The following is a 19,907-nucleotide window of genomic DNA, read 5'->3' as shown; positions in this document are numbered from 1 at the left end:
AAAATCCTATTCGTTATGAATAGGATTTTTTTTGTTTAACGTGGAACAATTTTAGCATTCTGAGAAAGAATTTCTTTATTGTTCTCGTAAATCGTTAAAGTTGCCGGCGGTGAATCTGAAGTGCCTAAAACAATGATATAGCATTCGTAAAGATAACCACCGCTTTTAAATTCAAATTTGCTGTTTCCTCCGCTTCCTTCAGCACTCCATTTTCCGTTAGAGATAATCAAATCCGGTTTTTCATTCATTCCCTTTTTAATTGACCAGGAAGCATATCTGTAATTCTCATTTCCTAAATCATCTATTCGAATTCGAAATTTAGCAGTTTCCAAAACATACAATGGTTTCTTAAAATTAGCAATGCTCGAATGTAGATTCTTCTTTTGAGAGGCAATCAGCTTAGCTTTTAATTCCTTTTCATATGCAGACTGATAGTTTATCGTTTTCAATTTTCCATCAGTATCAATCCAGATCGTACCGTTATTTAGCATAATACCGCGCCATCCCACTTCTGACCAGTCTTTATCGGGTTTTGACGATGTTATCTCTTTCTTCAAATCAGCATCAAAAACTTCAGAATATCGCTTAATAAATTCCGCTTTATTTTTGATTGAAGGAATAGGGTTTTCCCTTTTTAACGGATATGAAATGATCTTTGCAATTTCTTCTTTCTTATCCCCTTTTACGTTATCAATAAAAGTTTGAATGAACTTTTGATATTCTTTTTTAAGTTCCTGTCCCGAAGCATTTGTGACAGAAAAAATAATTAATGCAATGTATATAAGCTTTTTCATGATTTTCTATTTTACATAATGTTTTTATTTTTGATTCTAAAAATTTAGAATATAAACCCAAGTTACAAAATCTAAACGCGAACGCACATAAAAAATCTAAAATCAGTTTATACTAGCCTTGAACATTTTAAGTTCGTCCCAGGTAAATTCATCGCCGTGTTTTTCTTTTAAACCGTTTAGGGATTCTTCCTGATAAAACTCAAAAGCATCTCGAAGTGCCAGGATTTTATCATAAGACAGAACATCAGAAATCTCTACTTTCTTGGCCTGAATTAATTTAATCAAATGCGTTTCAATGGTTTGCGTATTAAGTTTTCGAATTCTGGCAATATCCTGAATCGAGTTTTTTTGCAACCATAAATCGTGTGTTTCTTCTACGGTTGTTTTCTTAGCTGCTTTCGGCTCGTTTTTATCTAATTTCCTGGCTGTGTATCGCACTGCAGGTTCTTCTGTTTTAAAAATATCCGTATTCGCCATATTGAGTTCCTCGCGGATCTTGGCAACCTTATCTAATTTGTAGTTTTTAATCGCTGTAGACGACAATTTCTCTTTAGAGATGCTTTCTCCTCTAACAACAATTTCTATAAGCAATTTAGCCTTCATTAAGCGTAAAACTGCTTTGGTTTGTAAATCATCCAGAAAAGCCAGATCTTCATAAAACTCTTTTACCTTTTTGAATTTCTGAATTTCGGCCATTTTTTGCAAAAGATCCGTAACCAGTTTGTCCATTGGTTTAAAAAAGTAATCGTAAGCTGCCTCTACTCTTTCCTGAACAAAAAACAGGTCTACGGTTTCTTTATTGAAAATTTTATTGAGCTGATTCACGAATTTCTGAGATGGATCTACCAAGGCATCAATTGTTTCTAAACGTTTGTGCGCCCAAACTGAATGTTTTGCTTTTTCTGAGTTTGCAGCATTTTCGTTATAACTAAAACGATGATTGCGCCATTCTTGTGCTAAATCTGTCCAGTTAAAACTGTTAATCAAATAGTTATGAATAAAATTCTTGGTTTCAAAATGAAGTGAATTTTTTAAAACATCTTCGGTTGCTTTGTTCAAAGCATAATCCATTACATCCTGATCGTTAGAAATACCATTCATTTGCAACGGAGAAAGCAAAATAAGCCCGTTTAAGGAAGTTAAACGTGATAATGCAACATAGGCTTGTCCGGGCAGAAAAACTTGCGATACATCGAGCGCAGCTTTCTCAAAAGTTAGTCCCTGACTTTTATGAACCGTAATTGCCCAGGCTAATTTTAGCGGATAATGCGCAAATGTGCCTAAAACCTCTTCTTCGACTTCTTTGGTAAGGTCATTTACTTTGTATCGAATGTTTTTCCATTCGTATTTTTCTACTTCAATGGTTTTGTTTTCTTCAGGGAAATGCACAAAGATTTCTTCGGGCGAAAGTGATTTTATAACGCCCATTTTTCCGTTAAAATACCTTTTTTCAAAAGATAAATCGTTTTTAACGAACATAACCTGTGCACCAACTTTAAGTTTCAGATTTTCTTCTACCGGAAAGATTTTTTCGGGAAAATCGCCCACAACAAAGGGTTGAAACGAAAATTCATTTCCTGCTAAGTCATTAATAGCCTGTTCGTTCATCGAATCGGCTTTGGCGTTATGTGTTGTAAGTGTAATATATCCCGGATTGTTTTTTAAGTCAAAATCAGGCTTAACATATTCGTTCAAAACCTGAATATCCTGTGGTGAGATCTGATTGTTTCGAAGATTGTTTAAAACTGAAATAAAAGTATCATCAGACTGACGATAAATTTTAGATAATTCGATATACAACGGCGGATTTTGCTGAATTACATGCGAATGAAAGAAGAATTTCCCTTTGTAATAATTACGCAAAGTTCTCCATTCTTCGTCCCGAATTACGGGCGGTAATTGCAATAAATCGCCAATAAAAAGTACCTGAACGCCACCGAAAGCATAGGAATTTCTACGAACGGTCTGCATCATAAAATCAATTGCGTCCAGTAAATCTGCGCGCAACATACTGACTTCATCAATAATTAAAAGCTCCATGTTTTTAATCACATTACGCTTTACATTGTTCATTTTGAAGTGTCTTCGCAGTGTTTCCTTGTTTTCAAATTTTACTGTTTCAGTAAATTGGGAAGCTTCATCATACGTGGGAATAAAGGCCGAAAAAGGCAACTGAAACATCGAATGAATCGTTACACCGCCGGCATTTAGCGCAGCAATTCCGGTTGGTGCCACTACTACGGTATTTTTGTGTGTTGTGGCAATTATTTCGCGCAAAAGTGTTGTTTTTCCTGTACCGGCTTTACCGGTAAGAAAAATAGATTTTTGCGTTTGATTGATGAATTGTAAGGTGTAAGCAGCTGCTTCTGAAACGTTTTGCATTATGGATTGTATTGAAAAACTAAAAGTATGGCGTTTTTATAAAAGAAAAAAACCTAAATCTAAGTTAGATTTAGGTTTTAAGTAGTTTAGTTAGTTTGGTAATTATTTTTTTGCCTCTTCACCTTCTTTAACTGCTTTTGTTTCTGTTTTTGGTTCTGCTTTGTATTTATCATTCAAAGCTTTAATGATGTCTTTTGTGATATCATATTTTTCTTCTGCGTATAAAACAGTTGCAGCATCACCAGTTCCGTAGATATAAGAATAACCGTTTTTCTTACCGTATTCTTTGATGAATTTTTTAACTCCGCTTACAAGAGAATCCATTTCAACACCACTTTCTTGTTGTAATTGTTGAGATAAAGCTTGTTGAGCATAACCCAATTGTTGTTCTCTTTTTTGCAATTCAGCTCCTCTTTGTTGTGCCCATTGCTGACCATTAGCCTGCGCCTGACTTTGAAAATTAGCAGCGTCTTGTTTAAAACGAGTAATTTCCGCTTGTAGCTGTCTTCCTTTTTCTTCTGCCTGAGCTTTATATTTAGCTTCAAGATCTTTTGCTTCAGTGTACTCTTTCATTAAAACTGAAGTATCAACGTAAGCTGTTTTTACTTCCTTAACTTCTGCTGTTTTACCACATGAAACAACTAAAATTGAAAGTGCGATAATTACTAATGCTTTTTTCATTTTCTAAATTTCTAATTTTTTTAAAGTAATAAAGACAAAAATATAAAAAAATAAATAGCATCAACATAAAGTTTAAAAAATGCTATAATTTTATGATATTGGTTTTATTTATAGATTAAAATGTTACTATAAAATATCACTATTAAAAGTGGCTTTCATAGCTTTTGTTACAGCTGATTTCTCAAAAAAGACAATACAAAGCCTCAATTTACCGAAGAAAATGCCATAAATACGCTTATTTTAAGTTTTGATCCTTTTTTCGTCTATAATACCGTGTTTAAAACTTTTTTGAATTTCCGTTTTTGAATCTGATGAAAATTTGAGTTAAAAAATATTCATTTTTAAAGTTTCGCTTTTTTTTGAAAAATTGAGACAAAATTTTTTATCGAGACTTTTTTTAAATTTCATTTTTTGAGAAACGAAAAACCGGAAGCGAAAAAACAAAAAACTCGGAATTTTTTGTTTGATGAAATCCAAAATTTAAAATCGGAAAAAACAAGAAAAAATTCCAAAAAAAGCAGCAATTTCAAGGTATTGGTTTTCTTTATGGATGTAAAAAAAGCTATAAAATATCACTATTAAAAGTGGCTTTCATAGCTTTAATTAGAGCTGTTTTCTCAGGAAAGACGACACAAACCCTCGTTTCACCCAAGAAGACGTCTTAAATGCGTCTATTTTGCGTTTTAGCTGTTTTTTAAGACATAAATGTGCGATGAATACTCTTTTGTTTTACTCGCTTTTAAATTTGATCGTAAACCAACAAAAAAAGCACTGATGTAATTCATTTTTCCTGTTTTATATTTTTCTGATAAAAGGCTCACGTAAAAAGAATCAAATTTCATTGGAAGTACTTTTTCTAACTTCATATCTACTTTTTCAAAAAGCGACTGAATGGCTTTTTTTGAAAAATGCCAAAAATGAATTGGCACATCAAATGCTGCCCAAAACTCCTGATAATAATTTGCGTCGTACGATTTGAAGTTTGGAACCGCAACAATTAAAGTTCCAGTTGGTTTTAGCAAACGCTTCAATTCCTGGATTTGTAATTCTAAATTTGGAACGTGTTCTAAAACGTGCCACATTGTAATCACATCAAAAGAATTATTTTCGAGAACGCTAATTTCGTCCACAAAAGAAATTCCTTTTTGCATTGCAATATTTTTTGCTCTTTCGCTTGGTTCTACTCCAACAGTTTCCCAACCGTCATTTTTTGCCGTTAATAAAAAATCTCCTGTTCCGGCACCAATGTCTAAAATTTTTCCTTTTTGAGATTGTTCTCCGTTGATCAGATTCAATTTATTTTTCAGCGCAATATTTTTTACAAAATGATAGGCTTTTTCAAATAACGAACGTTTGTTATCGGTGTGCGAAATATAATCTTCGCTTTCGTAATATCTTCCTAAATTTTCTAAATCAGGTTGTGGAGATGTAATCAACATGTCTAAATTTTCGTCGTGATACAAATCGAAAATTTCTTTAGAAACAGAATGGTCTTTTACAGTAAGAAAATGTTTTTTATTTAAAACGTCCATTTTTAATTTTAAGTGTTTTTAGTTTAATTTTATAGCAAGACCCAAAAAGTACAAGTTGAACTTTTTGGGTCAGTTTTTTTATTTATTCTTTGCGGTTCCAAATTATTTTGACAGCAGATATTTTTTCATTTTCAATTCTTATTTCCGAAAGAACATTAAAGCCATTAATAATATAAAATAATAATGGTGATTTATATTGTTCTTTATTTTGTTTTATATCATTTTCATGATCTATAACCCAACCACTCAAATTACTATTGTTCTTTTTTAATTTCTGAAGTAAAAGTGAACCATTTCCTTTTCCTTGAAATTGCTTATTCAACATTATAGAAAACCAATCTTCTTCTTCTCTCAAAAAAGTAAATGCCCAACCCTGAATTTCATTTTCTTCGTCAAGAAGTAAATAATGTTTTGCATTTGATAAACCATTTATATAAACTTCAAATTCTTCAATTGTATGATAATTGAATTGAGCTGGAAATTCATTGTTTCGAATCACACGTAAAATTTCTTTTTCTTCTAATAATAAGATTTCTTTTTCAATGATTTTCATAATTGTGAAATTTCAGATTTAGCCCTTTTATCATTCCGAAGAAAAAGAGATCTACAAATAACTCCATAATCAAAAGAAACAATCTTTGTCGATCTTGCAACGGAGATTCCTCGTTCCTCGGAATGACAAAACTATATCAAAATCTTAATAATAAATAAAAAACTAATGTGCCTTTCTCAAATTAGTTTCACGTGGAACAAATCATTTTTTTGTTTCAAGTTTTCTTTGTTTCAAGTTTCAAGTTAAGATCAAAAACTTTTAAAGTTTCATGTGGAACAAAATACTTTTTGTTTCAAGTTTTCTTCGTTTCAAGTTTTAAGTTGAGACCAAAAGCTTTTAAAGTTTCACGTGGAACAATTATAAGTTAACAGTCACAGTTTTCAATTTTCAGTTATAAAATAACTGTTTACTAAAAACTGTGACTGCAGACTTTTTTACCTTCCCATATAAATCAAAAGCACGGAAATATCACTTGGTGATACTCCGCTTATTCTTGAAGCTTGAGAAATTGTTACAGGACGAATCTTACTCAATTTTTGTTTTGCTTCAATCGACATTGATTTAATTTTATTGTAATCGAAATTCTCCGGGATTTTCACTTCTTCTAAACGAGTTAGTTTGTCAGCGTTATTTCTTTCCTTTTCGATATAGCCTGAATATTTAACCTGAATTTCTGCTTGCTCTAAAATCTCCTGATCTACATCATTCGATTCTATATATTCTTTTACCTTTTCGAATTTCATCATATCCTCCAAATCAATTTGTGGACGTGAGAATACTTTAAACATTTTATCCCCTTGTGTAATTGGAGCAGTTTCTTTCGCTTCTAAAATTGGATTTGTTTCTGCAACCGAAACACTTGTTTCTTTAAAGAACGCAACCATCTTTTCAGACTCGTTTAGTTTCTTTTCCATTCTGCGTAAACGAGCTTCAGATGCAAGACCAATTTCGTGAGACATTGGCGTTAATCTAAAATCTGCATTATCCTGACGAAGCAAAGTTCTGTACTCTGCTCTTGACGTAAACATTCTATATGGTTCTTCTGTTCCTTTAGTAATTAAGTCATCGATCAAAACACCAATATAGGCTTCATCACGTTTTAAAATTAACGGCGCTTTTTCGTGCACTTTTAAATGCGCATTTATTCCTGCCATCAAACCTTGAGATGCTGCTTCTTCATATCCTGTCGTTCCGTTTATCTGTCCGGCAAAATATAAACCTTCAACTAACTTTGTTTCCAAAGTATGCTTCAATTGTGTTGGCGGGAAATAATCATATTCGATTGCATAACCCGGACGAAAGAATTTCACATTCTCAAAACCGGCAACAGAACGCAATGCTTTAAATTGAATATCTTCCGGAAGCGAAGTTGAAAATCCGTTTACGTAAACCTCACAAGTATTCCAACCTTCCGGCTCAACAAATAATTGGTGACGTTCTTTATCAGCAAAACGATTTATCTTATCTTCTATCGAAGGACAATATCTCGGGCCAAGACTTTTGATCCTTCCGTTGAACATTGGCGAACGATCAAAACCTTCTCTCAAAATATCATGAACATCCAATGATGTGTATGTCATGTGACACGATCTTTGATGTGTTAGCGGAAGGGTTAAATCCGAATAAGAAAACTTATCCGGTTTTGCATCTCCTTTTTCTTCGTTCATTTTAGAATAATCCAAAGAGCGTCCATCAACTCGTGGTGGCGTTCCTGTTTTCATTCTTCCAGCTTCAAATCCTGCTTTCACTAAATCTTCGGTAATTCCGGTTGCAGCACTTTCGCCTGCTCTTCCTCCACCAAATTGTTTTTCTCCAATATGAATCAAACCATTCAAAAAAGTTCCATTTGTCAAGACAACAGATTTAGATCGGATCTCAACTCCAAGCGAAGTTCTGATTCCTTTTATTTTTCCATTCTCGATAATCAAACCTTTCACCATCTCTTGGTAGAAATCCAAATTTGGAGTTCCCTCCAACATCATTCTCCATTCTTCGGCAAAACGCATTCGATCACTTTGAACTCTCGGCGACCACATTGCAGGTCCTTTCGATTTGTTCAGCATCTTGAATTGAATTGCTGTTCGGTCTGAAACAATTCCAGAGTATCCACCAAGCGCATCAATTTCACGCACAATTTGTCCTTTTGCAATTCCACCCATCGCGGGGTTGCAAGACATCTGGGCAATGTTCTGCAAACTCATTGTTACCAATAAAGTTTTAGATCCTAAATTTGCGGCCGCTGCCGCGGCTTCAGATCCTGCATGACCTGCACCAACTACAATAACATCGTATTCTTCTAAAAACATTTTGTTTTATTATTCTCTGGAAACCGTTTAAGGCGATTCTCAGAATTAACTTTATATTCTTTTGTTCCACGTGGAACGGTTTTTTTTTGTTTCAGGTTTCACGTTTCAAATCAAACTTTAAAGTTCCACGTGGAACAATTGTTAGTTTTATTTCAAAACCTAAAACTGAACACATAATGTTTCACGTGAAACATTATAAAAACTACACCAAAAACAAATCGAAATTTTCATGTTCCACGTGAAACATCTCTTCGATCTTGTTCTTTACTTGAGTCGATTTTATATGTTCCACGTGAAACACTTTCTGAAATATTTTAATTAAAACGTTTCACGTGGAACAATTTTTATTATTGTGTTATTATGTTTTAAACATGAAACAATAAAAACCTGAAACAAGTTCCTTACTGTTCCACGTGAAACATTGCAATTTTCTCATCTTCTTTAGAACGCATTAATTCAGCATCTGCTTCTGTTTTGTCTTTGTATCCACAGTAATGTAATATACCGTGAGCAAGAACACGTTTTAATTCTTCTTCAAAAGAAACATTAAAATCATTTGCATTGTCTTTTACTCTTTCAACAGAAACAAAAATATCTCCGTTTAATTCGTTTCCAACAGTGTAATCAAAACTGATAATATCTGTTAATGTATCGTGATTGAGATATTCTACATTTATCTTATGAAGATATTCATCATCGCAAAATATGTAATTTATCTCTCCTTCGTTTTTGTTTTCAGAAACGATTACAGCACTCAACCAATCAGAAAAGGCTTGTTCGTTATCTAAAGTAAATTCTGTTTCGTAATTAAAGTCGATCATTTTGTGTTAAAATATTCTTGAACCTTTTGATTAAAATTCGAGCGCAAAGGTAGTGATTGTCTATTTAAAATCTCCACACTGTTTAAATATTCCAATAACGAGCTTGGTAAAGCATTTGTTCGATTGGTAAATTCAGCTTTGTTAGTTTCAGATTCGCGCTTCGTATCCTGGCCTTGTTGCTGAACTGCATTGTTTAATTTTAATAATTCTTGCTGAATATTAAGTATACGCTGCAGGTTCTCATTCTTGAAACCTTTATTTAAAAGTTGCTTTTCTGATTGTTTCATTTGTTCTAAAACAGATCTTCCCTGAGCATCCAATCCTTTTTTTGCTAACTCCTTTTGCAATGCTTCACGAAGTTTTACTTGCTCTTTATAAATCTCCATTATCTTTTCAGCATCTCCTTCTCCATCATTTCCGTCTTTTCCATCATTTCCTTTTTCACCAGACTGACCTCCTTTTCCATCTTTGCCCTGACCACTTTTACCCTGACCTTGACCTTGTCCTTCTTTTCCCTGACCTTGTTTTCCTTGTCCTTCTTTTCCATCTTTACCTTCTCCACTTTTACCACTTTGACCTTGGCCTGGTTTATCTCCTTCTTTCATTCCTTCTTTCATCTTCTCTCCTAAACCTTTTTGCTTTTGAATAATGTCTGGTAATTGCATTCCCTTTCCGTCACCTGGTTTTGGTTTTCCTTGTCCCGGTTTAGACATAGACATCTGCATGTTGTTTAATAAATCACTTAAAAAATCGGCTAACTTATTTGCAGATGAAGTTGCATATTGTTGGTGCGAAACTCCTTTTGGAACCTGAACATCGGTTAATGTTTCAATTGCTTTATCAATATTGTACTGAACATTTCCTATTTCTTTCGTTACATCTTCGGCAACTTTTGGATTACGTAATGATAAAGCAAACAAACTATCGTCTACATGTTTGAACTGTTGTTTTAAATTCTGTTGAATTTTAATGTTCTTCGTATATGCCGAAGAACCTAATTTCATAGATTTAAATTGTTTCATTACATCTTCCTGAGATAATGAATATGCCAAAAGGTTATCAAGAATCTGACGTAACATTGCAACGTCTTCTTCTAGTTGTTCCTGATCGCCGCCTTCCATACTTGACTGCATTTGCTGCGCCATACTTTTCATTTTCTTGGCTGCACTTTTCTGTTTTGGCTTAGCCGAAGATGTATTCTTTTTACTTAATTCTTCTGAAGCTTTATTCAAATCATCATCTAAATCTTTTTCTTTTGAAGCATCAGATGGAATATCTAAAGGAGATTTTAATGTTTTATTTTCTTCTTTCAGGTCTTTTAAATCTTCCTGAATCTTATCAAAAGATTTATTGATATCGTCTTGTTTCTCTTTTGTGTTTTCTTTTTCTTTATTTGAAAGCTGTTCTTGTTGTTCTGAAAGTTTATTTAATTTCTCTCCAACCTGCTCTGCTTTCTTTTCTACATAAAAACGTTTGGTTAGTTCAACCAATTGTTCTAGATTACGAGATTGGTTTTTACTGATTTGTTTGAACTTTTCCATTTTATCAAACAGCTCTTCGCTATTCAATTTGTCGTTTAAGTTCTTCAACTCATCCAATAACTTTTGGTTTTTTTCTAAATCTTTATCTGCATTGTCTAAACGTTTTTGCAAATCATCAGCTGTTTTATCTTTCTTTTCAGACTTAAACTTATCTAAATTCTGATTCATTTTCTCAGCAAATTGCTTCATCAATTCATCTTGTTGTTTCTGACGTTTGATAAATTCATTGATTTTCTGTTGGTCTTTAAACTCTAAATTTTCTTTTTCTTTTCCAGTGTTTTTAATCTTATCCATTTCAGAAAATTGCTTTTCCTGATTCTTTAAAGATTTCGATAAACTATTTATATTCTGATTTTGTTGTTGCAATTCTAAATCATGAACTTCATCTGTAGTCGAAACTCTGTCTGAAAAAACAGAAGACTTTGTACTCTTAAAACCATGTGGTGCATCGTTATCAAAAACCTCAAAATAGTATTCATAAGACACTCCTTCTTCTACTGGCAAATTACTCGGGAACGAAAAAACGAACTGATCAAATACAGCTTGCTTTACAGGAATCGTTCCACGCTTAGCAGTATTTGGTTTGTTGCGTTCGTAGAATACAACTTGCAATTTTGACAAACCATAGTCATCTCCCAATCTTCCTAAAACATAATTTTTATCTAACTTTAAACTATCAGGAGCCGGAGCAACATTGATTGTTGGATGCTGATCTTTGATAACAGACAGCTGATAATCTAATTTTTCGTAGTTTTTGACCTTATTATTCGAAGTAAGAATTTGATATTCTGTGTTTTGACTGATATTTTTAGCCAATTTAAACTCATTTTCGGCTTTATTAAACTTTAAAGTTGCGTTTTCATCCTTCCAAACAATCTCCTGAGTCGATTGTGTATTCATTTTCCAGGTCACTAAAGTTCCTTCCGGAACGATTGCGTTTCCTGTTCCCTGAATAGTTTCTGATTTCTTTTTTAGATATGATGGAAAATTCAACACCATTTCGAAGTTGGCAATTGACGGAACTGTGATTACTTTCAATTCATATTCTTCAGATGAAACTGAATTTCCTTCAAAAGAAAATGAAACATTATCTACCGGTTTTTCAATCTTGAATTCAAACTTTCCTGGTTGAGAAGATTCCATAAAATAACTTTCGTTACCAATATGAATCATTACATTTTCAGGAACGACATTACCGATGGATTCCATTTTAATAACGAAATCTTTGTTTTGCTCTGTTTGCAAATTCTCATTTAAAACCACAAATTTGAAAGGAGCCGGAGGTAAAAATGTAGCATTAAAATGTACTACTCTATTTAAACTTTGAGAAATAATATTGCTGTTTCCTGAAATATAAAACACTGCAAAAAGCAAAATTGGAATTATTGCCAATGGTAAATACTTCTTGTTTGAATTAAAATTGATGGCATTGCTAAACGGAATTGGCTGCAATGAATTTGCTTTTTGCTCTATTGAAGCTAACATCAACTCGGAACTTTCTGCTGAATTCTCAGAAGCCGAAAGCTGTAAAAAGTTCGTCAACTTATCACTTACTTCTGTAAAATGATTTCCGATAATCGCCGAAGCCTGATTATAATCGATTCCTTTTTGAAGTTTGAACAACTTGAAAATTGGAAATAATATAAATCGAAACAACAGAAAAACTTCTACTCCTATAAATATCCAAAATAAAAGGGTTCTTCCTAATGGTTTTAACCAAAGGAAATACTCTATAAAAAGCGTGAATAAAAAATAAATTAGTCCAAAACCAGTAAAAAGAAGTATTCCTTTTATCAATTCATTCGTGTAATATTTTTTAATAAAAGCCTCTAACTTTTGATATATGGCAGATGTTGTTTTCAAGTTGAATCTGTTTTGATTATAACCCATAAAAGTAGTAATTATAATAATAAGTCTGAACGTCAAAAGTCGAAAGTCAAAAGATGTAAACTTTGGCGAAAAAGCTTTCAGACTTTCGACTTTTGACTTTTGACGAATGTTGTATCTTTGCATCAAAATTTAAACAAATGTCAAAGCAAGTTCGCGTGCGTTTTGCACCAAGTCCGACTGGACCATTACATATTGGCGGAGTTCGTACTGCCCTATTTAATTATTTATTTGCCAAAAAAAACAATGGTGTTTTTTATCTGAGAATTGAAGACACAGATCAAACTCGTTTTGTTCCGGGTGCAGAAGCTTATATTATGGAAGCATTAGAATGGTTGGGAATTGCTCCTGAAGAAACCGTTGGCAAGAATGAAAAATTTGGTCCGTACAGACAAAGTGATCGTAAGGAATTATACCAAACTTATGCTGACCAACTGATCAATTCGGGTTGGGCTTATTACGCTTTTGATACTCCGGAAGCTCTTGATGCTTTGAGAAAAGAACAAGAAGCTGAAGGAAAAACATTTATTTACAATCATACAATCCGTGAAAAACTAGATACATCTTTAGTAATTTCTGCTGAAGAAGTTGCTAAAAGAATTGCAAATGGAGAACATTATGTGATTCGTTTTAAAACTCCGGTTGATGAAACTTTACATTTAAAAGACATTATTCGCGGTGATGTAAAATTCGAAACGAGTCTACTTGATGATAAAGTTTTGTTTAAAAGTGATGGAATGCCAACATACCATTTAGCGAATATTGTTGATGATCATTTGATGGAAACTTCTCATGTAATTCGTGGAGAAGAATGGTTGCCATCGATGCCGCTTCACGTTTTATTATACAGAGCTTTTGGTTGGGATGCACCGGAATTTGCACATTTACCTTTGATTTTGAAACCGGTTGGTAACGGAAAATTATCTAAAAGAGATGGTGATAAATTAGGATTTCCTGTGTTTCCATTAGAATGGAAAACCGAAGAAGGCATTTCATCTGGTTATAGAGAGAATGGATTTTTCTCGGAAGCGGTTGTAAACTTCCTTGCTCTTTTAGGTTGGAATGATGGAACTGATAAAGAATTATTTTCTTTAGAAGAATTAGTAGAAGCTTTTGACTTGAACAGAGTTCACAAATCCGGAGCTAAGTTTGATCCGGAGAAAAACAAATGGTTCAATCATCAATATTTAATCAAACAAAATGATGCTGATTTAGCGAAAGACTTCACTCCTATTTTAATAGAAAAAGGTGTTGATATTTCTAAATTTGATGTTACAAGAATTGTTTCTTTAATTAAAGAACGTGCTCATTTTGTTTCTGAATTTTGGGATTTGACTGATTTCTTTTTCCAGGCTCCAACATCTTATGATGAAAAAGCAAGCAAAAACTGGAAGGAAGAAACGCCAACTTTAATGCAGGAATTGATTTCAACTCTAGAATATATTGAAGGTTTTGATTCTGCAAATATCGAAGCTATCGTAAAAGACTGGTTAACGAAAAACGAAATTGGAATGGGGAAAGTGATGCAGCCTTTCCGTTTGAGTTTGGTTGGAGCTTTGAAAGGTCCTCACCTATTTGACATTGTTGAAATCATAGGAAAAGAAGAAACTATTTCGAGAATTCAGAAAGCAATTGCAACTTTATAAAGAATCAAATTTTCAAATAACGAACGCTAAGAAACATTATTAAAATGTTCTTAGCGTTTTTTTATATTTTAAAAAATTACAATTGGAAGAATATTCGTAATTTACCCAATCAAAAATTAAATCAATATCATTATGGGTACAGCATTTATTATTCTAATAGTCTTCGGATTATTCATTTTCATGTCTTCTTTTTTTACAGTAAAACAACAATCATCTGTAGTAATTGAAAGATTTGGAAAATTTCACAGTGTAAGAAATTCAGGATTACAATTAAAAATTCCGTTGGTTGACAGATTGGCCGGACGTGTAAATCTTAAAATTCAACAGTTAGATGTTATTATCGAAACTAAAACTAAAGACAACGTTTTTATCAAAATGAAAGTTTCGGTTCAGTTTAAAGTAATCCAGGATAAAGTCTATGATGCATTTTATAAACTAGAATATCCACACGATCAAATTACTGCTTATGTATTTGATGTTGTTCGTGCCGAAGTTCCTAAACTAAAATTGGATGATGTTTTTGAAAGAAAAGATGATATCGCAATTGCCGTAAAAAGAGAATTGAATGAAGCAATGACAACTTATGGATATGATATTATCAATACTTTGGTTACTGATATTGATCCGGATATTCAGGTAAAAAATGCAATGAACAGAATCAATGCTGCAGACAGAGAAAAAACGGCTGCTGAATTTGAAGCGGAAAGTTCAAGAATTAGAATTGTTGCAAAAGCAAAAGCCGAAGCCGAAAGTAAACGTTTACAAGGTCAAGGTATTGCAGATCAACGTCGTGAAATTGCAAGAGGTCTTGTAGAAAGTGTTGAAGTTTTGAACAATGTTGGAATCAATTCTCAAGAAGCTTCTGCCTTAATTGTAGTAACTCAACATTATGATACATTACAAGCTATTGGTGCAGATGCAAATTCTAACTTAATTTTGTTACCAAATTCTCCTCAAGCCGGAAGTGATATGCTGAATAATATGGTTGCATCATTTACAGCATCAAATCAGGTTGGTGAAATGATGAAGAAAAACAATAAAAAAATAGAGAAACCAAAACCTATTCAACCTCAATCTGGTTATGAAGATGACATTCTACCAGAAACACAACAATAATTTTAAAACAAAAAAGAGGCTTAATTGCCTCTTTTTTTATTGATAAACCAGTTGATTATATATGGTAAAATTGCTTGTAAAATTTTTGGATATGAATTTGAAAAGTAATCTTTATAAGAATAAAATAACCCGCCAACAATATTTTGGGGCGTAATACTTTCTTTGGTTTTTTGAAAACTCAAAACTAATTTCTGATAATTAATCTCTTTTTCAAGTTTCAAAATTTCAAGATCTCTTTCGATTTCAGCGTACGATGCGTATTTTTTTGTCTCCATAAATTAGTCGTTAAAAAATATTTCAGAGAATTTTTCCAAAATCGGACCTTCTACAAATTTATCTTTTATAAAGAAAAGTAAAATTGTAAAAACAAAATAGATCCCTCCTACTGCTAAAAATCCAAGTGCCGTACTATTAAATAAAGCTCCAAAAGCATAAGCTGCAGCAAAAGATCCAAAAAGTAAAACCATACTGAAACACAATAAGATCAAAGTGAACTTAAAAATTAAAGTTGTCGATTTCATCGCAACCTTAAAACCCCAAAGTTTATAATACGCTAAATGACTTTCCAGATAAACTTTTGTCTGATCCTGAATATTATCAACGTTTTCTTTTAACTCTTCAAAAGCCATATTTGTAGTTTAAATTAAAAAAAGAAGCACAAAATTACTCATAAAAATAAGTAAATTTTGTGCCATATAATTTTTATTATTTCTGAAGTTTAGCGTTCTGTGCTTTTAAGTCAGCTAATTTAGATTCTAGAAATGTAATTACTTCTTCTGTTTTATGACTCACATTTGAAAGTAATTCATCGAAAGTTCCATCTAGATTTTGCGTTGCATTTGTAAATTTTTCACGAAGAACATCTGAAGTAGCTCCAAATGAATCTTTTAAATTATGGGTTGCATCATCAAAACCTTCTTTAAGTTTTGCTCTTGTTTTTGAACCTTTATCCGGAGCCAATAAAATTCCGATTGCCGCGCCAACGGCAGCACCAGCCAAGATTGCTGCGATTGTATTTGAATTATTTGACATAATATTAAAATTTAAATGATTAATAAAGATACTCTTTTTTTGAATTATAAATTATTGATTAAAAGTAATTTGATTATAAATTAACACTATTATTAATACACATAAGCAATGGCTTCATATTTGCCATCAGACTTTTCTACAATGCTAACAAAAGGATAACCACTTGAAGCAGATTGTGTTTTGATTCTCATATATGTATTATTTTGATTTGCAATTGGCGGTTCTCCTTTTGTCTTTGTCGAGACTCCGGAAAAATTAGCAACTTGTTTTAGTCCTATTGCCTTTTCCTGAGATAAAACTGTTACCAATTTATAATCTGATTTTGAATCTACTATAACTTTATCTGATATTTTTTGAGTTTGATTTGTTTGCTTATTGGTAATTTTTGAAACTGCATATTTGCTAATTTTATGTTCTTCAGAATTTCCTTCAAGCGAATAGTAAATTAAACCATTTTCACTTTTAATAAAATTAACATCTAATTGTTCTCCATTGTGTTTTGTAATTTGATGTGTTTGAGAAATTGAAATATTGGCAAATAAAATAGATAGCGTAAAAAATAGAATTTTCATAAATTTAAATTTAAGGGTTAAAAAAAATTAGTTCAAATTGAAAATCAAATTTTAAATAAACCACAAAACCAATTTCATGAAATTTGAAAATTATGAAATGCAATGAAAAATACTTTTACGCCACAGTATTATCAAAAACAAAATCACAATAAAAAATTGACCATAAAACCAATTTTCAGAATTCAGACTTAGAATAAATTCTAAAAACAAAAATAATTTTTGAAGTTTAGAAAAACTCAGATTTGATTCATAAAGTATCATTTCTAAAATCTTAAAAATTCAACTCTCACCTTTCGATAAAAATACCAACTTTATAAACAATTGTATGTTAATAACCCGTTAAACTAAGAAAAATAGTGTCTATATTTGAAATAAGGCTCAAAAATCAACAATAATTCAAAAGATGACTAAAGAGATGGAAGAAGTTAAAAATTAGCTTAAAATTAAGCTATGAAGATCACTTTTAATATAATAAATTTATAATTTTAAATTATGTAATAGATTTTATTAATAATAATTAATAACAGTTAAATAATAAATAACAATCATTAAAATTGATATTAGTTGTAAATTAAAATTTTCAAAATTAAACCAATTTTGAGGTTAAAATTTACCTGAATTTTCAATTGTAATTCAACTTTTGAGGTTATAAACAATTCGTTGTTAATAAGCTCTAAACTACTGTAAAATATGAGATAAAATTAAAATAAAGCTTTCTATTTAATCATCTTTCAAAAGATGATTAATGAGTCGGAAGAAATAAAAAAACGTCTTAAAATTAATTTATGAAGGTCACTTTTAATATAATAAATCTATTAATTTTTAAATTTTAATAGAAAAAGTAAATAATAAAAAAAGCGCTTATAAAAAGCGCTTTTTAATAGATTATATTTATTTTATTTCTTTACCATTTCTGAAAGAATTTCAATTTCTCTTTCGGAAGCATTTTTTGGTGGATTAGAAAAAGCAACTAAAATTTCATTCTCAAATTGATTTCTTAAAATTTCATTTTCTATATCTCTTAAATTTAAAAGTGCTTTTGATCGTACATAAGTAGATTCACTTCTAAGAGACATCGTATATAATTTTTTAATATCGTCTTCTTCAAAATCAGAAGATTTCCAATTAGAATATTTTAAAATAAATTGAGCAAACAATAATGAACCTTTATTATTGTTGATATTTTTCTTTAATGAATTTTGTACTAAAGAAAAACTAGAAACATTTTTGATGCTCTCCCCTATTGCACTTTCTATTGCAATACGTTCCGGTTTAGTTTCTACTTTAAAATATTTATTGATATCTTTTAAAGAATTATTGATGCTGTTTTCTTCTTTTTTGCCTTTTTCTTCCCAGGCATCTTTCAATCCAACAGTTTTGTTAAATACTAATTTTGAAGCAGTTGAGTCTTTATCAACCGTAAAATAACCCAAACGTTGAAACTGAAATTTATCTTCATTTTGAGCTGTTGCCAAACTTGGTTCAACAAATCCTTTTACAATTTCTAATGAATTTGGATTGACAAAATCTAAGAAATTTTTCTCTTTATAACTGTCCGGAGCTTCATCTGTAAACAAACGATCGTACAAACGAACTTCTGCTTCAACTGCATGTTCAATAGAAACCCAATGTAAAGTTCCAGAAACTTTTCTTTGGCTTGCTTCTGTCCCGCTTCCGCTTAAAGAATCGGTATCATAAGTTACATGAATTTCAGTAATATTTCCTTCAGAATCTTTTATAACACTTTCTCCTTTAATGATATAAGCATTTTTAAGACGTACTTCTTTTCCTAAAGTCAAACGGAAATATTTAGCCGGAGCATCTTCTAAAAAGTCTTCTCTTTCTATGTATAATTCACGAGAAAAAGGTACTTTTCTGAATCCTGCACTTTCATCTTCCTGATTATTTTCGGCTTCAAGCCACTCTTCTTTTCCTTCCGGATAATTTGTAATTACCAGTTTTACAGGATCTAAAACAGCCATTACACGAGGTGCAATTTTGTTTAAATCTTCACGAATACAAAATTCTAAAACCGATACATTTATTAAATTATCACGCTTTGCAATACCAATTGTATTGGCAAAATTGCGTAAAGATGCAGCTGTATAACCACGTCTTCTTAATCCTGAAATGGTTGACATTCTTGGATCATCCCAACCGTTAACATGCTTTTCCTTAACTAGTTGTTGTAATTTTCTTTTACTAACAACGGTATGTGATAAGTTACGTCTTGCAAATTCTCTTTGCTTTGGACGCAATTTATTTTCATCTAAAATTTGATCTAAAAACCAATCATATAATTCACGGTGTGGCAAAAATTCAAGTGTACAAAATGAGTGTGATATTTCTTCTAAATAATCACTTTGTCCGTGTGCCCAATCATACATTGGATAAATTTTCCAGTTATCTCCGGTTCTATGGTGATGTCTGTGTAAAATCCTGTACATGATAGGATCACGCATCAACATATTGGTTGATTTCATGTCTATTTTTGCACGAAGAATATGAGTACCAGCCTCAAATTCACCGTTTTTCATTCTTTCAAATAAGTCTAGATTTTCTTCAACAGAACGATTTCTAAACGGACTATCTGTTCCGGTTGTAGATGGAGTTCCTTTTTGAATGGCCATATCTTCAGAAGATTGACTATCGACATAGGCTTTATCTTTTTTAATTAATAAAACGGCCCAATCATACAATTGTTGAAAATAATCAGAAGCATAACGTTCTTCAGCCCAAGTATATCCAAGCCATTCAACATCTTTTTTAATTGCGTCAACAAATTCCTGTTCTTCTTTTTCAGGGTTTGTATCATCAAAACGTAAATTCACAGGAGATTGATAATCAATTCCTAAACCAAAATTTAATGCAATAGAACTTGCATGACCAATATGTAAATAACCATTTGGTTCTGGTGGAAAACGAAAATGAAGCTTAGTTTGCGAAAGACCTGATTTTAAATCTTCCTCTATGATTTGTTCAATAAAATTGAGTGATTTCTCTTCTGATGCCATTATTTTATAGTAATTTTAGCAAAGATAAAA

At 31.8% G+C, this 19,907-nt stretch carries 15 protein-coding genes; 2 read left to right on the top strand and 13 right to left on the bottom strand.

Going from position 1 to position 19,907, the window contains the following annotated elements; all coding sequences use genetic code 11:
• Positions 1-35: 35 nt before the first annotated feature.
• The 8 genes from GKZ86_RS13200 to GKZ86_RS13165 all read right to left on the bottom strand — a co-directional run bounded on the left by GKZ86_RS13200 (position 36) and on the right by GKZ86_RS13165 (position 12,473).
• Positions 36-794 carry a hypothetical protein gene (locus GKZ86_RS13200; RefSeq protein ID WP_154783574.1) on the bottom strand — a complete coding sequence of 253 codons (759 nt, stop codon included), beginning with the start codon at positions 792-794 and terminating at the stop codon, positions 36-38.
• A gap of 102 nt (positions 795-896) precedes the next feature.
• Positions 897-3,176 carry a helix-turn-helix domain-containing protein gene (locus GKZ86_RS13195; protein WP_154783573.1) on the bottom strand — a complete coding sequence of 760 codons (2,280 nt, stop codon included), beginning with the start codon at positions 3,174-3,176 and terminating at the stop codon, positions 897-899.
• A 102-nt stretch (positions 3,177-3,278) separates the two neighbouring features.
• On the bottom strand, positions 3,279-3,857 hold the full coding sequence (locus tag GKZ86_RS13190) for an OmpH family outer membrane protein (protein ID WP_154783572.1): 579 nt from the start codon (positions 3,855-3,857) through the stop codon (positions 3,279-3,281).
• Between the two features lie 683 nt (positions 3,858-4,540).
• Positions 4,541-5,389 carry a bifunctional 2-polyprenyl-6-hydroxyphenol methylase/3-demethylubiquinol 3-O-methyltransferase UbiG gene (locus GKZ86_RS13185; protein ID WP_154783571.1) on the bottom strand — a complete coding sequence of 283 codons (849 nt, stop codon included), beginning with the start codon at positions 5,387-5,389 and terminating at the stop codon, positions 4,541-4,543.
• An 82-nt stretch (positions 5,390-5,471) separates the two neighbouring features.
• The gene (locus GKZ86_RS13180; protein ID WP_154783570.1) at positions 5,472-5,942 is read right to left on the bottom strand and encodes a hypothetical protein; all 471 of its coding nucleotides are present in this window, start codon (positions 5,940-5,942) and stop codon (positions 5,472-5,474) included.
• Positions 5,943-6,376: 434 nt separating this feature from the next.
• The gene (gene mnmG / locus GKZ86_RS13175) at positions 6,377-8,248 is read right to left on the bottom strand and encodes a tRNA uridine-5-carboxymethylaminomethyl(34) synthesis enzyme MnmG (protein ID WP_154783569.1); all 1,872 of its coding nucleotides are present in this window, start codon (positions 8,246-8,248) and stop codon (positions 6,377-6,379) included.
• Positions 8,249-8,649: 401 nt separating this feature from the next.
• The gene (gene ybeY, locus GKZ86_RS13170; RefSeq protein ID WP_154783568.1) at positions 8,650-9,069 is read right to left on the bottom strand and encodes an rRNA maturation RNase YbeY; all 420 of its coding nucleotides are present in this window, start codon (positions 9,067-9,069) and stop codon (positions 8,650-8,652) included.
• Positions 9,066-12,473 (bottom strand): DUF4175 family protein, encoded by a 3,408-nt coding sequence (locus GKZ86_RS13165; protein ID WP_154783567.1) that lies wholly within the window; start codon positions 12,471-12,473, stop codon positions 9,066-9,068. Before GKZ86_RS13165 ends, ybeY begins: the two co-directional genes overlap by 4 nt.
• A 164-nt stretch (positions 12,474-12,637) precedes the next feature.
• Here GKZ86_RS13165 and gltX point away from each other — a divergent pair, with 164 nt between their 5' ends.
• Positions 12,638-14,143, top strand: coding sequence for a glutamate--tRNA ligase (gene gltX / locus GKZ86_RS13160; RefSeq protein ID WP_154783566.1), 1,506 nt, complete (start codon positions 12,638-12,640; stop codon positions 14,141-14,143).
• A gap of 132 nt (positions 14,144-14,275) precedes the next feature.
• A complete protein-coding gene (locus GKZ86_RS13155; protein WP_154783565.1) occupies positions 14,276-15,259 on the top strand; it encodes an SPFH domain-containing protein in 984 nt (327 codons plus the stop codon).
• A 20-nt stretch (positions 15,260-15,279) separates the two neighbouring features.
• Here the strand turns inward: GKZ86_RS13155 and GKZ86_RS13150 are convergent, their stop codons facing one another.
• The 5 genes from GKZ86_RS13150 to GKZ86_RS13130 all read right to left on the bottom strand — a co-directional run bounded on the left by GKZ86_RS13150 (position 15,280) and on the right by GKZ86_RS13130 (position 19,877).
• On the bottom strand, positions 15,280-15,534 hold the full coding sequence (locus tag GKZ86_RS13150; RefSeq protein ID WP_154783564.1) for a DUF6327 family protein: 255 nt from the start codon (positions 15,532-15,534) through the stop codon (positions 15,280-15,282).
• A gap of 3 nt (positions 15,535-15,537) precedes the next feature.
• A complete protein-coding gene (locus GKZ86_RS13145; RefSeq protein ID WP_154783563.1) occupies positions 15,538-15,888 on the bottom strand; it encodes a competence protein in 351 nt (116 codons plus the stop codon).
• Between the two features lie 76 nt (positions 15,889-15,964).
• Complete coding sequence (locus tag GKZ86_RS13140; RefSeq protein ID WP_154783562.1) at positions 15,965-16,291, bottom strand: YtxH domain-containing protein; 327 nt, start codon at positions 16,289-16,291, stop codon at positions 15,965-15,967.
• A 92-nt stretch (positions 16,292-16,383) separates the two neighbouring features.
• Positions 16,384-16,863 carry a hypothetical protein gene (locus GKZ86_RS13135; protein ID WP_154783561.1) on the bottom strand — a complete coding sequence of 160 codons (480 nt, stop codon included), beginning with the start codon at positions 16,861-16,863 and terminating at the stop codon, positions 16,384-16,386.
• Between the two features lie 896 nt (positions 16,864-17,759).
• On the bottom strand, positions 17,760-19,877 hold the full coding sequence (locus GKZ86_RS13130; RefSeq protein WP_154783560.1) for a glutamine--tRNA ligase/YqeY domain fusion protein: 2,118 nt from the start codon (positions 19,875-19,877) through the stop codon (positions 17,760-17,762).
• Positions 19,878-19,907 lie beyond the last annotated feature (30 nt).

Source organism: Flavobacterium sp. LC2016-13 (assembly GCF_009707955.1).
In the GTDB taxonomy this organism is placed as follows: domain Bacteria; phylum Bacteroidota; class Bacteroidia; order Flavobacteriales; family Flavobacteriaceae; genus Flavobacterium.
This window is presented reverse-complemented; position numbering and strand designations above follow the sequence as displayed.